Genomic DNA, 14,774 nt, shown 5'->3' on the forward strand with positions numbered 1-14,774 from the left:
AAACAGGTTACTTCTATTGAAAAAGAATTGGGCAAAAAAGTAGATTATGAAGAAGTGAAGAAGAAAATTAAAAATAATTTTGAAAAGGTTTTTGAAGCGGAAGGTGAGTGGTGAATGGTGAAGGGATCGTTGAACATTTTGAAGTGAAAGCAATTTAATTAATAAAGACTTAATTACTATCCTATTTTTGTTGCGATGGACTTTTTCCATCTTTGGAAATAAAGAATTTATTTCTCTCTATTAGTTTGCCGCTTTCGTACACTTCAAAATTAAACCAGCCTGCATGTACGAAGTTTACTTTTTCAATTATCAGGTACTCTTCATTTAATTTATTTAATTCAAAAAGCGGCTGGTTATTTTCGTCGAAAAATTTAACGGTGTATTTTTTTGTTTCGGCACCGGGCAAATAAATTACCACATTATACTCTTTGTTTGAAAAAATGCGGCGGCTGGGGTAAGTTATAATTTCTTCGTTACTGTTTATTGGCGGCAAATTTGTTTTGGGCTGAATTTTAAAATTTGGATTGCCCGGTTGATTAGGAGGCTGCTTTGTCCAGTTATCTTTAACTGAAAAAGGGTGCAGCGTATCTTCGTCACTGTACTGTGAAGGTTCTTTTACTGGCCTTGTAATTTTACTAAACAGATAAGCACCACCTTCAAAAGAAATGAACACACGGTAATACATCTTTGTGTAGGGTGGTTTTACATCGGCATAACCGTTTTCTGCATTTTGTGGGCTTAGTACCGATCCGATGGTAGTGTAATTTTTAAGGCTGTCGTAAGAGCGCTGAATATTAATAGTGGTTATTGCAGCTTTATAATTATTCACCCAGCTTACTACAACCTGGCCGCTGTAATTTTTAACCGTAATAGAAGGTAAAGTATCCTGTGCAGTAAGGGAAACTGCAATACCGGAGAAAAGTATAATTAGTAAAAGTGAAACCCTTTGCATAATTGGTTAACGTGGTAAGCGCTTAAAAATTTTATCAGCAAATATAAAGCGATGTTGCAAATTAGAATAATAAAGTACCGGCAGGCAGTGAGCTGTTACCCTGCAAACCACCTGTATGCAGGCAAAGTATGTTGCTGTGTTCTTCAAAATAATTACTTTTTATTTTATCGAAAACGGCAAAAAATAGTTTAGCAGTATATACAAAATCTGTAGGTAATTGGTGCTGCTGCCACAGGCAATTCATAAATTCCGTTAGCACTTCAGTTTTTTTTGCATAGCCCCCAAAATGATACTCGTTAAAAATTTGCAGCATATCTGTTTTAAAATTATTACCTAATAAAAAGTTAATTCTTTTTTCGGTATCATTCATACCTTTTAAAACGGGCACACTTATTATTTTTTTACCACTGTCATTAAGTAATAATCCTGCAAGGGTGGTGGCTGTGCCGGTAGCGGTGCAAATATGGGTGTAGCTGTTATCTTTTATCAAATCATAAATAAGTGCAGCGCCTTTTGCGCCTAAGGCATGGTAACCTCCTTCGGGGATAATAATGCATTCACCATATTCATTTTTTAATGCAGAAAGAAAATCATCCTCCTCTTTTTTACTGTATGCTTCTCTTGAAATAAATTTCAACTGCATGCCATAATTACTGCACTGCTGCAGGGTGGCGGATAATTGCGCTGGTTTTTCTCCTCTTACAATACCAATACTTTTTAAGCCCGGTGCCTGGCAGGCAAATGCTGTTGCCACTAAATGATTGGAGTAGGCGCCACCAAAAGTTACTATGGTTTTATGGGCTGATGAAATGGCCTGCTGTAAAAAATAATGGAGTTTAAATAATTTATTGCCGGATACAACTGGGTGTATTTTATCTAACCTTAACACCGAAACCGATACTTTTTTTTGCTGAAATAATTCATCATTCAATATTTCAACAGGGGCATTTAAAATATTCAAAAGCATTTTTGATTATAACTTATCGGTTTATACTAATTTCGCTGTACAAAAATCAGGTATTAATTTTTCATTTATCAACTTAAATTATTAATGCAACCAACTCTTTTAATTTTAGCAGCCGGTATGGCAAGCCGCTACGGAAGTATGAAACAAACCGAAGGTTTTGGCCCCAGTGGCGAAACTATTATGGATTATTCTATTTATGATGCTATACGTGCCGGTTTTGGTAAAGTGGTATTTATTATTCGTAAAGATTTTGCCGAAGGGTTTAAAAACACTTTTGAACCTAAATTAAAGGGAAAGATAAAAACGGAATACGTTTACCAGGAGATGGATTATTTTTTAAATGGTTTACCCGTACCGGAAGGCAGAACAAAACCCTGGGGCACCGGCCACGCCGTATTATGTGCCATGGATGTAATTGACGAACCATTTGCTGTAATTAATGCCGATGATTTTTATGGCAGCGATGCTTTTGTAAAAGCAGCGGCTTTTTTAAATACCGATTGTACGCCAAAAAAGTATTCCATAATAGGATATGAACTGTCAAAAACTTTAAGCGATCATGGTACGGTAAGCCGTGGCGTTTGCCAGGTAGATGCAGATAATAATTTGGTAAGCATTAAGGAGAGAACAAAAATTTACAGGGAAGGCGATACAATTGTGTATGAAGATGAGGCAGGTAAACATGAAGTGCCTTTTAACTCCAGCGTATCTATGAACTTCTGGTGCTTTCATCAATCTTTATTTGAACCAACCGAAAAATTATTTCACCAGTTTGTAAAAGATAACAGTCATAACCTTAAATCAGAATTTTTTATTCCGATAATTGCTGAAGATTTTATGGAGCACCATGGCGGCAGTGTAAAAGTAATTCCATGTTCTTCGCAATGGTTTGGTGTTACTTACAAAGAAGATGCACCGGTGGTAAAAGCAAGCATTGATAAACTGGTGGCAGATGGAGAATATCCACCTTCGCTTTGGTAAAAAATATTATGCAAATAAAAACGGCTTCAAATTTTTTGAAGCCGTTTTTTAATATCTCAATTTGCTATGCTTAGTTGTAACTTTTTATTAAAAATACGCAACTGTTTACTTTTTCAACCTGCTGCACCCTGTCTAAATTTTTTATCGAATTGGTGCTGCTTAATTTAATGTTTGCAAAAGCGGAATCTTTTTTTAGGTTTTCAACCGTTTTAAAAATGTATAACGATTTTACTGCAAACACAGCACCACCTTCTGCTTTATCGGTTAAAATACCAATGATGTCGCCGTTTTTATTCAGTACCGGACTACCACTGTTACCATGGTGGGCAGCAATTGAAATTTGGTAAGTAAGCGTATCGCTTTTGAGACCTGTTTCGCTGCTTAAGTAACCTTCACCGTAAACAATTTCGTCTTTAGGATAACCCATTGTATAAATTGGTTCTGCAAGACTTACCGATTTTTTAATGCTATATGGAAGCGATTTATAAGGAACGAAATCTTTATCTTCTATTTTTAACACCGCAATATCACGGGTGTGATCCATCATACAAACAGTTGCCAAAAATTGCTGGCCTTTTTCGTTTGTAGCTACAATTGTTTTTCCTTTTAATACATGGGCATTAGTAATTAAGTAGCCTTGTACATCAATAAGAAAACCTGTACCACCTGAAATTGGTGTTGCTTTAGGATCAATCTTACTTTTTAATGCATTCAATTCTTTATTAGCGATTGTTTGATCTTGCTTTATCTTATTTAATTCCCTGCTAAGTTTTTCTGTTTCGGGGTTTGTTTTATTATTATAAACAGAAGTTAACCCTGCTGTTAAAATAGAAACGATACCTGCGATACTTGCTGCAACTGCGGCAATACGCTTGTATTTTTTCCACATAAAAACTACTTTGGTTTTACCCTGCAGTTTAGATGGATTGATGGCGCCTTCTTCTGTTAATTTAATTTCAGTTTCATTAAGCGAATGCTTAAAGTTTTTTATGCTGCCGTAATTTTCAACTTCGTTAAGAAAAAAAGTATGCTCCACTACCATTTGATCCACTTCAGGGTTTGTTTTGCGTAACTCTTCTAAAAAAGTTCTTTCCTCGGCAGACATTTCTCCCTTCAGGTATCTTTCTACAGCATCTAATAGTAAAGTGTCGTCCATATTATTGTCCATTTTTATATTGTGCAAAAAATAATTTCTTCAACCGCATCAGGCATTTATATTTTTGGGTTTTTGCATTATCGGCATTGGTGTATCCAAAATCGGCTGCAATTTCCTGCATGTGTTTTTTTTGAATATAATAAGCATCCAATAAACTTTTGCAGGGTTCCCCAATTTTACTCATGGCTGTTTCCATTAATGTAAAATCGGCATTTCTTTTTTCATGCGTTTCTAAATCCTCTTCTACCTGCACCGTTTCTTCCACATTGTCCAAACTGCCACTGTACCGCTGCATTTGATTAAGCCTTTTTAACCAAAGCCGCCTGCAAACTGAATATATATACGTTTTTAACTGGCTGCTCAGTTCAAAACTATCCAACCGGGACTTTTCAAACAATACGATCATCGCCTCCTGAAAAATATCCCTTGCATCGTCCTGGCTGCCGCTGTTATTCAGTATAAATGACTGAACCATAGCGAAATTGCCCCGGTAAATGGTCTCAATGGCCTGTTTATCGTTAGCTGCCAGTCCTTTTAATATCAATTTTTCTTCTTCTAAAGTACTCACCCGGTTTATATTAATACGGTTAACTATTATTTGTAACCCAAAACAACGAAAAATTATTTATTAAATGATGGGTTACCTTTTTTAAAATCCAGTATAAATATCAAATTATAATTTTAAAATTTAAAAAAACAAAAATGAAAAAAGCAATCTTAGCATTCGCAGTAGTATCTGTATCTTTTGTAGCTTGTAACAACGGTGAAGAAAAGAAAGTTGAAGAAGTTAAATCTAGCGATACAACTGTAGTTGTAGCTAAAGACACAATGACTGTTGTAAAAGATACTACAGTTAAAATGACTACTACTGTTGATACTTTGAAAAAGTAATTAGTAGCCGGCTGATTGCCTGTCCTTATGCCGGTCATAAATTTTTTACATGACAAGCAATCGTTAAAAGTCCCTCTTAATTTTTTTAGGAGGGACTTTTTTTGCTGATTTGAGGTTGATTTGTTATTTTTGAAATTCAATGACAAACAAAGGCAACCATAGCTTCTTTTATTTTAGCTACTATTTTATAAATAGACCGGGAGCCTTTTGTTAAAAACTGAATAAATAAACAGACTAACATAAAAAGAATCCCGGCTAAAAAGGCCGGGATTTTTGTTTGCCCCAAACCCTTAAAGGGGCTTAATGCAGTATGAGGGTGGAAATTATTTTGAATATAGAAACAATAAAATACGAGGAGTGAACAAAAAAATTTCCATACAGGGTTTCGAAGGCAGCTTTCACCAGGTGGCGGCACAGCAATTCTATGGTAAAGAAACCGAAGTGATTTGCTGCGCCACTTTTAAAGAGGTAGTAAAAATTGCTGCCGATAAAAAACAAAGCGATGGTGGTATAATGGCGATTGAAAATTCTATCGCCGGCAGTATTTTACCCAACTACAATTTACTTTTAAAAAGTAATTTAAAAATTGTGGGAGAAGTGTACCTGCAGATAAATCAAAATCTTTTGGTAAACCCCGGTGTAAAACTGGAGGATATTAAAGAAGTACATTCTCACCCAATGGCCATACAGCAATGCTTTGGCTTTTTAGATAAATACAACTGGAAGTTGATTGAAACAGAAGACACTGCCTTAAGTGCCAAACATATTCATCAGCATAAAAACAAACATGCAGCAGCCATTGCCAGTAAGCTGGCGGCAGAGTTATACAGTCTGCATGTAATTGCTCCAAACATTCATACGCTAAAAAATAATTACACCCGCTTTTTAGCATTGCAGCGGCAGGATGTTGCAAAAGAAATTATTGATGCGGATAAAGCGTCTATTAATTTTTTTACCGATCACTCCAAAGGCAGCCTGGCAAAAGTGCTTACAAAAATTGCAGAAGCAGGTATTAATCTTTCCAAATTACAAAGTATGCCCATACCCGGCAGTGATTTTAAATATTCTTTTCATGCAGATATGGAGTTTGATAATGCAGCACAGTTTAAATCGGTAATAAAAAAAATTGAAACAATAACAGATGGATTAAGCGTATTGGGAATTTATAAAAACGGAAAATTGAATAACACGAATTGAAACGAATTACACTAATTACACGAATTGATTTAATTCGTGTAATTAGTAAAAATTAGTGTAATAAATAATAAATGGAAACAGCAAAAAGGTTAGAAGGTATCGGCGAATATTATTTTTCTCAAAAACTGAGAGAGATTGATGCTATGAACAGAGAAGGAAAGAATGTGATCAGTCTTGGTATTGGCAGCCCCGATTTACCGCCACACCCTGAAGTAATAAAAGTATTGCAGGAAGAAAGTGCCAAACCAAATACACATGCTTACCAAAGTTATAAAGGCAGCCCGGTGTTAAGAAATGCTATTGCCGACTGGTATAAAAAATGGTACAACGTTAATTTAAATGCTGATACAGAAATATTGCCTTTAATTGGAAGTAAAGAAGGCATTATGCACATTTGCATGACCTATTTAAATGAAGGCGATTTTGTTTTAATTCCTAACCCAGGTTATCCAACTTACAAAAGTGCTGCTACCATTGCTGGTGCAAAATGCATGGAGTATAATTTAACAGAAGAGAATAATTGGTTGCCCGACTTTAAGGAGATAGAAAATAATTTGTACGTTAACCGGGTAAAACTAATGTTTGTTAATTATCCGCACATGCCAACGGGGCAATTGGCCAGTTCATCCATGTTCAACCAGCTTATAATATTTGCAAAAAAATATAATATTCTTATTGTGCATGATAATCCCTATAGTTTTATTTTGAATGATGAGCCTGTAAGTTTGTTGAGCATGGAAGGTGCAAAAGATTGTGTGATTGAATTAAACTCATTAAGCAAAAGTCACAATATGGCAGGCTGGAGAATTGGAATGCTCTGCGGTGCAAAAGAAAAGATTGATGCGGTGTTACGTTTTAAAAGTAATATGGACAGTGGCATGTTCTTACCCTTACAATTAGCCGCAGCTAAAGCATTAACATTAGAAAAAGACTGGCACGATTCGATAAATAAAATTTACAAAGCAAGAAGAGAAAAAGTTTTTGAATTATTGGACTTATTACAATGCAGTTATTCAAAAAAACAGGCGGGCATGTTTGTTTGGGCGGCAATACCGGCAAATTATAAAGATGGATATGAGTTAAGTGATAAAGTATTATATGGCTCCAACGTATTTATTACTCCCGGCAGCATTTTTGGAAATGCAGGAAATAAATACGTAAGAGTAAGTTTATGTTGTAAGGAAGAAAATATTGACGCAGCGATTGATAGAATAAAAAGCCCCTCCTAAATCCTCCCCCGAGGGGAGGACTTAGAACTCACGAGTTTTAGCAGGCTTTAAGAATTTTAAGAACAGGATATTTAAATATGGAAAAGAGTATCAAAAAATCAGGGAATTTAAAAGCCTCCCCCCAGGGGAGGTTGGGAGGGGCTGTTGTTTGTATCATCGGCGTAGGCTTAATTGGTGGTTCAATGGCATTGGCTTTAAAAGAAAAAGGTATTGCAAAAAAAGTAATTGGTGTGGGCCGTTCTGCAGCAAGTATTGCAAAAGCAATTGAGCTGGGAATAATTGACGAAGCATTGCCATTGGAAGAAGCAGTTAAGCAAAGTGATTTTATTTATGTTTCCATTCCTGTTGATGCTACCATACAGGTAATGCTGCAGATTATGGATTTAATAAATGATAAACAAATTGTAGTTGACGCAGGCTCAACAAAATTCGCTTTGTGTGATGCATTGAAAGATCACCCGATGCGTAAACAATTTGTTGCAACGCACCCGATGTGGGGAACAGAATACAGTGGACCCGAAGCTGCAGTAAATGGCGCATTTGCAGGAAGGGCTTGTGTAATTTGTGAAAAAGAAAATAGTGACTCAGGCGCTTTGCAAACGGTAGAAAATATTTATAAAGCGGTAAACATGCATTTGGTGTATATGGATGCGGCTAACCATGATATTCATGCCGCTTATATCAGTCACATATCACATATTACTTCTTTTGCATTGGCCAATACCGTATTGGAAAAAGAAAAAGAAGAAGATGCCATTTTTGAAATGGCCGGTGGTGGTTTTGAAAGTACCGTGCGTTTGGCAAAAAGTAACCCTGCAATGTGGGCACCCATTTTTATGCAGAACAAAGAAAATGTTTTAGATGTTTTAAATGAACATATTTCTCAGTTAAGAAAATTTAAAGCCAGTTTGGAAAAAGAGAATATGGACTATTTGATTGAGCTGATGGAAAATGCAAATAAAATAAAAAGAATTTTGAAATGATGTACCTGGAAGCTCCAGCTTCCAGTCAAAAATATTATGTATGATTTTTAGAGAAGCACAAACAAAAGACATTAAACAAATACAGGTAGTTAGAAATGCTGTAAAAGAAAATACTTTATCTAATCCCGGGTTGGTTACAGATAAAGATTGCGTGGAGTATTTAACCTTAAGGGGCAAGGGCTGGGTTTGCGAAATTGATAATACTGTTGTAGGTTTTGCCATTGCCGATTTAATTGATAATAATATTTGGGCATTATTTGTGCATCCGGATGTTGAAGGAAAAGGCATTGGAAAAACTTTACATGATATGATGCTTAACTGGTATTTTGCCCAGCAAAAAGAAATGGTTTGGTTAAGTACAACACCCAATACAAGGGCAGAAAAATTTTACCGGATGCAGGGCTGGAAAGAAGTCGGTTTGTATGGCAAAGGAGAAATTAAATTTGAAATGCAAAACCCCCTACGCCCCTGAATAGCCCCCTCTATCTCCCCCAAAGGGGGAGGAAATGGAGAAGAATGTAGTGAAAATGAAATGGAGATTATGAAATAGAATAGCTCCGTAGGAGCTTAAGGTTGGTAGAAAAATAATGCAGGTTTCTCATCGTTCCGTAGGAACGATAGGTGCTTTTGCAAAACATAATAAAAGTTCAATAAAGATAAGTAGTACAAGAGTGCGACGCCAATGAAGTTAAATAGAAAAAAAATGTTGGGCTCAAAAAAAAATATTTAATAATTAAAATCAAAATCCTCTGATTCAAATTTTGGATAAAGAGACTTACAATTATGCAAACACAAACACAATCAATGAAAGACTTGATGCAAACCAAATGGAACAAGCGTCCGTTAATTATCAGCGGCCCTTGCAGTGCCGAAACAGAAGAGCAGGTACTGGAAACCGCTACCCGCCTTGCTAAAACCGGCAAGATAGATATTTTACGTGCAGGCATCTGGAAGCCACGTACCAAGCCCGGTTTATTTGAAGGTATCGGTACAAAAGGTTTGCCCTGGCTGGCACAGGCAAAAAAAATTACCGGGCTACCCATTACCGTTGAGGTGGCAACTGCTAAACATGTGCAGGATGCTTTGCAGTTTGATGTTGATATGCTTTGGATTGGTGCAAGAACAACTGTAAATCCATTTAGTGTGCAGGAAGTTGCGGATGCATTACGTGGTGTTGATGTGCCGGTGCTGATAAAAAATCCTATCAATCCCGATCTGGAATTGTGGACAGGTGGTATTGAACGTTTACAAAAAGTGGGCATCAAACAAGTGGGTATGATCCATCGTGGGTTTTCTTCTTACGGTAATACAGAATTTAGAAACGCACCGATGTGGCATTTGCCTATTGAAATGAAACGCAGGTTTCCGGAAATGCCATTGATCTGCGATCCTTCGCATATTTGTGGTAACAGAACTTTGTTGCAATCCGTTGCTCAAAAAAGTATTGATCTGGATTTTGATGGAGTGATGATTGAAAGCCATATTGACCCGGATAATGCCTGGAGCGATGCTAAACAGCAAATAACACCCGAACGCCTAGCCGAAATGCTGGATGCATTAATATGGCGGAGTGAGAATACCGATGAAAAAGAATTTGTTACAGCACTGGCAACTTTAAGAGAGCAAATTAACCAGCTTGATGATGAGTTGATGACTATTTTAGGACAGCGCATGCAGATTGCTGATAAAATTGGTACGTATAAAAAGAATAATAACATTACTATTTTGCAAACCAACCGCTGGAACGAAATTTTAGAAAAAGCCTATAAAAAAGGCGACAAGCTGGGTTTAAGCAAAGAATTTATTACTAAATATTTTGATGCTATACATTTGGAAAGTATCAACCACCAGAATAACATTATGAACAGCTAAAACTTATTTTTAATGACTGTAGTTGAAAATACTTTTTCTGAAAAAAATGTAGCTTATTATTTTGATGCATCGTTTTCTTATTTAGATGAAATAGTGGAAAGAGACAATACTATTTTAATTACTGATGAGAATGTTTTTGAATTGCATCAGCAAAAATTTGATGACTGGAAAACAATTGTAATAAAAGCAGGCGAGGAGCATAAGCACCAGGCTACAGTAGATTTTATTATTAACCGCCTGATTGAACTGGAGGCAGACCGCAAAACATTTATTGTTGGTGTGGGTGGCGGAGTGGTTACAGATATTACAGGATACGCCGCCAGTGTGTATATGAGAGGATTAAAATTTGCTTTTGTGCCCAGTACAATCTTGGCAATGGTTGATGCAGCCATTGGAGGCAAAAATGGAGTAGATGTTGGCCTGTACAAAAATTTAGTGGGGCTGATAAAACAACCGGAGTTCATTCTCTTCGATTATTCGTTGTTGCAAACTTTACCTAACGAACAATGGGTGAATGGTTTTGCCGAAGTAATAAAGCATGCCTGTATAAAAGATGCGATGTTATTTTCGGTGTTAGAAAAATATTCGCTCAACGATTTTAGGAAAGATCCTTTGTTACTTGCAGAGTTAATAGAAATAAATGTAACAATTAAAACGGCCATTGTTGTTATTGATGAGTTTGAACAGGCAGATAGAAAACTGCTGAATTTTGGTCACACCATTGGGCATGCAGTGGAAAATCTGCATCATATATTACATGGCCATGCGGTAAGTATTGGTATGGTGGCTGCCTGTAATTTATCAGAACAAATTAATGGTTTTCATTTTGAGGAAGCTATACGTATTGTAAAATTGCTGACTAAATATCATTTGCCAGTTGATATTGAAACAGAATACGAAAAAGTTTTTGAGGTATTAAAGATGGATAAAAAAAGAATTAAAAACGAAGTGAACTTTATCCTGCTGAATAAAATTGGCGAAGCAGTAATTAAATCGGTTAAGCTGGATGATTTGCACAAGCATTTAAAAGAAATATTATAGTGAACGTAACAATAAAACCTTCGGTAATAAAGGGAAAAATAGTAGCGCCTACCAGTAAAAGTTCAATGCAACGGGCATGTGCAGCAGCATTGTTGCATCCAAACGAAACAGTAATTTTTAATCCCGGAAAAAGTAATGATGATTTAGCAGCGCTGGATATTATTCAAAAATTGGGAGCAGCTATAACACAACAAAAAGATGGAAATTTAATAATTAACTCTTCCGGCTTTATCTCCCTTCCAGAAGATGGGGGCATTAATTGTGGAGAAAGTGGCTTAAGTATTAGAATGTTTACACCAATAGCTGCCTTAAGTAACAAAGAAATTACTATCACCGGCACCGGAAGTTTATTGAAACGTCCCATGGATTTTTTTGATGAAATATTTCCGCAACTTGGTATTGAAGTGATATCTAATAATGGTATGCTGCCATTAAAAATAAAAGGGCCATTGCAGCCAAAAGATATTACGATTGACGGATCATTGAGTTCGCAATTTTTAACAGGCTTATTATTTGCTTATGCAAAAGCGGCTACACATGCCGCTACTATCAAAGTGAAAAATTTAAAAAGTAAACCTTACATTGATTTGACTTTACAGGTGATGAAACATTTTGGTTATGAGGTAGAAAATAATAATTACGAATCTTTCACCATCAATCCTGTTAACTATCAACCATCAACTATCAACTATATGGTGGAAGGTGATTGGAGTGGCGCCGCTTTTTTATTAGTGGCAGGAGCCATAGCCGGAAATATTACTGTAAAAGGATTAGATGTTTTTTCTACACAGGCTGATAAAGCAATTTTACAAGCAATAATAGATTGCGGAGCAAATATTTCGATTCAGGAAAAGCAAATTGAAGTTAGCTCCCCTTCAGGGGATGTGGGCAAGGCCTTTCATTTTAATGCCACTGATTGTCCGGATCTTTTTCCGCCTCTGGTGGCTTTAGCTTCTTATTGCAATGGCACAACAGTTATTGAAGGCGTAAGCCGCTTAGCGCATAAAGAAAGTAACCGGGCATTAACTTTGCAACAGGAGTTTGCAAAAATGGGAGTGGAAATAATTTTGCAGGACGATTTGATGATGATAAAAGGAGGGGGAGGAGTAAAAGGTGCAACAGTTCATTCGCATCACGATCACAGAATTGCAATGGCTTGTGCAGTAGCTGCATTAAAGGCAGATGGAGCAACTGTAATTGAAGAAGCAGAAGCTATTAATAAATCATATCCTGATTTTTATGAGCATTTACAATTATTAAATGCTTGTATATCTTTAAACAATTAAATTTTAAGAATGAATTCTTTTGGTCGTTTATTCCGGGTACATATTTTTGGCGAATCGCATGGCGATTGTGCAGGACTTACCATTGATGGCTGCCCTGCAGGATTGGATTTATCTGTAGAAGATTTTTTTATTGATATTGAAAGAAGAAAAGGCGGTACCAAAGGCACCACACCCCGTAAAGAAGATGACATTCCTAAAATAATTACAGGATGGTTCAATGGCAAAACTACCGGCGCCCCATTAACTATTTTGTTTGAAAATAAAAATACCCGGAGTGGCGATTATGAAAAGCAACGGGCTTTTCCCCGGCCGGGCCATGCCGATTTTACTGCACATAAAAAATTTGGCGGCTACGAAGACTTTAGGGGTAGCGGACATTTCAGCGGCAGGTTAACCGTATCGTTAGTTGCTGCCGGGGTAATTGCAAAAAAACTTTTACAACAAATAAAAGTTGAATCAACTATTATAGAAATTGGTGGAGAAACTGATTTAGATAAAGGCTTGCAAAAAGCCATTGATGAAAAAGACAGCATTGGTGGTATTGTTGAATGCCGGGTAAATAATTTACCTGTTGGTTTGGGCGAACCGTTTTTTAATTCCGTTGAGTCGGTAATTAGTCATGCTGTTTTTGCAATACCTGCAGTACGGGGTATCGAATTTGGAACCGGCTTTGCCGCAGCAAAAATGTTTGGCAGCAAACATAACGATGCCATTGCAGATGAAACTGGTAAAACCATAACCAATCATGCAGGTGGTATTGTTGGCGGCATAACAAATGGAAACGAATTTGTTTTTCGCATTGCAATAAAGCCTACATCCTCTACACCAAAGGAACAGGAATCTTTAAACTGGGAAACAAACACGGTTGAAAATTTTTCTATTAAAGGCCGACATGATTTGTGTATTGCTTTACGTGTGCCTGTAATACTGGAAGCCGTAACTGCTTTTGTACTGGCTGATTTAATGATGCTGGAAAATAAGATTAAAAGAATTTTATGAACCGGCTAACAACCTCCTGTGATAATTTATCTGCCCAGAATGATAAGTTAAATGCGTTGTTAAATGCAGCAAAATAAAACCTGTAGTCATAGGCTTGCCAAAAACTTCCAGTGGAAAAATTTTTTCAAAATCTGCTGTAGTTAATTTTGATAAACTTTCTTTTACAACCGTAATAGCATTTTCAATACTTTGTACTAAATTTTTACGTGGAATATTTTTCAAACTGAATTCTTTTTCTCTTTCCCTCACATAACCAGTGTTGCCCAATATTGCTCCAATAAAATGGTTGAGGTTACCAATTAAATGCAGGCAAATATTTCCTGCCGAATTGCTGATGCCATCTTTAATAATCCATAAGCTGTCTTCATCTTTGTATAAATTAATTTCGGTTATTAATTTATTAAGGTCTCTCTCAAAAATTTCTATTAAGCTTTCTGTATTCATTTTTTTTATTTTTTTCAATTCCAGTTTTTTAAAATCAATATCCAGTAATTCAAAGTCTTTTGCATTGGGTAAACTGTAATGCCACCACTCTGAATCCAATGCTTTAAAACCATGCTGCTCCATAATTTTTTTAAGAACCAAACGGTTTTGTAAAACCTCTTCAGGCAAATTGGTAAAAGCATGGTGTGCAGTATCGCTGAAATTATCAAAATCAGTACCCATATTTAATTCTTCACCAGTTGCTAAATGTATCAAGGTAAGGTCAACCGCAATACCACGGTTATGCCCACTGCCTTTTTTTGGGTCGGCTGCATAGCGGTCGTCCTGCACCGGCAGCCACATTTTTTCTGTAAACGAATATGGCCGGTAAGCATCAAAAATTTTTAAACCCAATCCCATTTCTCTTAATTGCACTTGTATTTTAAATAAAGAATCTGCCGCAGGTTTTCTTAAATATGTAGTGGTAATTGCCTTGTATAATTTTTCTTTCATAAAATTATTCGTACCGGCATAGCGTAAATCTAAAACAATATCGGGCATACGTTGTTTTAAATCAACCATTTGGTTAAACTGATTTTTTATTACAGTTCTTTTATATTCAGGTAAAGAATGTATAACCCAAAGGCCATATTTATTTAAAACAGTATCCTGTGCAACAGTAATGACCGATGTTAATAAAAAAACAACAGTAAAAATTACCTGCATTTGAAACCTATGTATTATCTTGTTCATATTATTTCTTCTAACCAATCCACGAGAAAGCTAAAGTACCCATT

The 14,774-nt window shown here is 36.2% G+C and carries 15 protein-coding genes; 10 read left to right on the forward strand and 5 right to left on the reverse strand.

The window, feature by feature from the left end; all coding sequences use genetic code 11:
* Positions 1 to 181: 181 nt before the first annotated feature.
* Both ACY651_RS13905 and ACY651_RS13910 read right to left on the reverse strand, forming a co-directional pair.
* Positions 182 to 952 (reverse strand): hypothetical protein, encoded by a 771-nt coding sequence (locus ACY651_RS13905; protein ID WP_462253757.1) that lies wholly within the window; start codon positions 950 to 952, stop codon positions 182 to 184.
* Positions 953 to 1,013: 61 nt separating this feature from the next.
* A complete protein-coding gene (locus tag ACY651_RS13910) occupies positions 1,014 to 1,913 on the reverse strand; it encodes a 1-aminocyclopropane-1-carboxylate deaminase/D-cysteine desulfhydrase (protein WP_462253759.1) in 900 nt (299 codons plus the stop codon).
* Positions 1,914 to 2,003: 90 nt separating this feature from the next.
* On the opposite strand from ACY651_RS13910, the gene ACY651_RS13915 reads away from it, so the two are divergent.
* Entirely contained in the window at positions 2,004 to 2,900 is an 897-nt protein-coding gene (locus ACY651_RS13915; protein ID WP_462253761.1) for a glycosyltransferase family protein, read from the forward strand.
* Between the two features lie 70 nt (positions 2,901 to 2,970).
* On the opposite strand, the gene ACY651_RS13920 is transcribed toward ACY651_RS13915, so the two are convergent.
* Complete coding sequence (locus ACY651_RS13920; RefSeq protein WP_462253763.1) at positions 2,971 to 4,068, reverse strand: S1 family peptidase; 1,098 nt, start codon at positions 4,066 to 4,068, stop codon at positions 2,971 to 2,973.
* Positions 4,058 to 4,624: an RNA polymerase sigma factor gene (locus tag ACY651_RS13925; protein WP_462253766.1), complete on the reverse strand. Its 567-nt coding sequence runs from the start codon at positions 4,622 to 4,624 to the stop codon at positions 4,058 to 4,060. The genes ACY651_RS13920 and ACY651_RS13925 overlap by 11 nt, the downstream gene beginning before the upstream one ends.
* Before the next feature lie 134 nt (positions 4,625 to 4,758).
* On the opposite strand from ACY651_RS13925, the gene ACY651_RS13930 reads away from it, so the two are divergent.
* From ACY651_RS13930 to ACY651_RS13970, 9 genes are all read left to right on the forward strand, one after another.
* Positions 4,759 to 4,947 carry a hypothetical protein gene (locus tag ACY651_RS13930; protein WP_462222750.1) on the forward strand — a complete coding sequence of 63 codons (189 nt, stop codon included), beginning with the start codon at positions 4,759 to 4,761 and terminating at the stop codon, positions 4,945 to 4,947.
* Positions 4,948 to 5,304: 357 nt separating this feature from the next.
* A complete protein-coding gene (locus ACY651_RS13935; RefSeq protein WP_462253768.1) occupies positions 5,305 to 6,144 on the forward strand; it encodes a prephenate dehydratase in 840 nt (279 codons plus the stop codon).
* A 71-nt stretch (positions 6,145 to 6,215) separates the two neighbouring features.
* Positions 6,216 to 7,373 (forward strand): pyridoxal phosphate-dependent aminotransferase, encoded by a 1,158-nt coding sequence (locus ACY651_RS13940; protein ID WP_462253770.1) that lies wholly within the window; start codon positions 6,216 to 6,218, stop codon positions 7,371 to 7,373.
* 77 nt (positions 7,374 to 7,450) lie between these two features.
* The gene (locus ACY651_RS13945) at positions 7,451 to 8,356 is read left to right on the forward strand and encodes a prephenate dehydrogenase (RefSeq protein WP_462253772.1); all 906 of its coding nucleotides are present in this window, start codon (positions 7,451 to 7,453) and stop codon (positions 8,354 to 8,356) included.
* Between the two features lie 40 nt (positions 8,357 to 8,396).
* Positions 8,397 to 8,828 carry a GNAT family N-acetyltransferase gene (locus ACY651_RS13950; RefSeq protein WP_462253774.1) on the forward strand — a complete coding sequence of 144 codons (432 nt, stop codon included), beginning with the start codon at positions 8,397 to 8,399 and terminating at the stop codon, positions 8,826 to 8,828.
* A 311-nt stretch (positions 8,829 to 9,139) separates the two neighbouring features.
* Complete coding sequence (locus tag ACY651_RS13955) at positions 9,140 to 10,228, forward strand: chorismate mutase (RefSeq protein WP_462253776.1); 1,089 nt, start codon at positions 9,140 to 9,142, stop codon at positions 10,226 to 10,228.
* A gap of 12 nt (positions 10,229 to 10,240) precedes the next feature.
* A complete protein-coding gene (aroB, locus tag ACY651_RS13960; protein WP_462253778.1) occupies positions 10,241 to 11,269 on the forward strand; it encodes a 3-dehydroquinate synthase in 1,029 nt (342 codons plus the stop codon).
* Complete coding sequence (gene aroA / locus ACY651_RS13965) at positions 11,269 to 12,555, forward strand: 3-phosphoshikimate 1-carboxyvinyltransferase (protein WP_462253780.1); 1,287 nt, start codon at positions 11,269 to 11,271, stop codon at positions 12,553 to 12,555. Before aroB ends, aroA begins: the two co-directional genes overlap by 1 nt.
* A gap of 9 nt (positions 12,556 to 12,564) precedes the next feature.
* The gene (locus tag ACY651_RS13970) at positions 12,565 to 13,554 is read left to right on the forward strand and encodes a chorismate synthase (RefSeq protein ID WP_462253782.1); all 990 of its coding nucleotides are present in this window, start codon (positions 12,565 to 12,567) and stop codon (positions 13,552 to 13,554) included.
* Here the strand turns inward: ACY651_RS13970 and ACY651_RS13975 are convergent.
* A complete protein-coding gene (locus tag ACY651_RS13975; RefSeq protein ID WP_462253784.1) occupies positions 13,549 to 14,730 on the reverse strand; it encodes a DinB family protein in 1,182 nt (393 codons plus the stop codon). The two genes, ACY651_RS13970 and ACY651_RS13975, sit on opposite strands and share 6 nt — an antisense overlap.
* Positions 14,731 to 14,774: the final 44 nt, after the last annotated feature.

Origin of the sequence: Ferruginibacter sp. (assembly GCF_031391665.1) — a bacterium.
In the GTDB taxonomy this organism is placed as follows: domain Bacteria; phylum Bacteroidota; class Bacteroidia; order Chitinophagales; family Chitinophagaceae; genus Ferruginibacter.

Excerpts from the sequence above, each read along its gene's own strand:
- aroB (WP_462253778.1), top strand. The coding sequence starts at position 10,241 with ATGACTGTAGTTGAAAATACTTTTTCTGAAAAAAATGTAGCTTATTAT.
- ACY651_RS13950 (WP_462253774.1), top strand. The coding sequence starts at position 8,397 with ATGATTTTTAGAGAAGCACAAACAAAAGACATTAAACAAATACAGGTA.
- ACY651_RS13975 (WP_462253784.1), bottom strand. The coding sequence starts at position 14,730 with ATGAACAAGATAATACATAGGTTTCAAATGCAGGTAATTTTTACTGTT.
- ACY651_RS13915 (WP_462253761.1), top strand. The coding sequence starts at position 2,004 with ATGCAACCAACTCTTTTAATTTTAGCAGCCGGTATGGCAAGCCGCTAC.
- ACY651_RS13930 (WP_462222750.1), top strand. The coding sequence starts at position 4,759 with ATGAAAAAAGCAATCTTAGCATTCGCAGTAGTATCTGTATCTTTTGTA.
- ACY651_RS13970 (WP_462253782.1), top strand. The coding sequence starts at position 12,565 with ATGAATTCTTTTGGTCGTTTATTCCGGGTACATATTTTTGGCGAATCG.
- ACY651_RS13940 (WP_462253770.1), top strand. The coding sequence starts at position 6,216 with ATGGAAACAGCAAAAAGGTTAGAAGGTATCGGCGAATATTATTTTTCT.
- ACY651_RS13955 (WP_462253776.1), top strand. The coding sequence starts at position 9,140 with ATGCAAACACAAACACAATCAATGAAAGACTTGATGCAAACCAAATGG.
- ACY651_RS13920 (WP_462253763.1), bottom strand. The coding sequence starts at position 4,068 with ATGGACAATAATATGGACGACACTTTACTATTAGATGCTGTAGAAAGA.
- ACY651_RS13905 (WP_462253757.1), bottom strand. The coding sequence starts at position 952 with ATGCAAAGGGTTTCACTTTTACTAATTATACTTTTCTCCGGTATTGCA.
- ACY651_RS13945 (WP_462253772.1), top strand. The coding sequence starts at position 7,451 with ATGGAAAAGAGTATCAAAAAATCAGGGAATTTAAAAGCCTCCCCCCAG.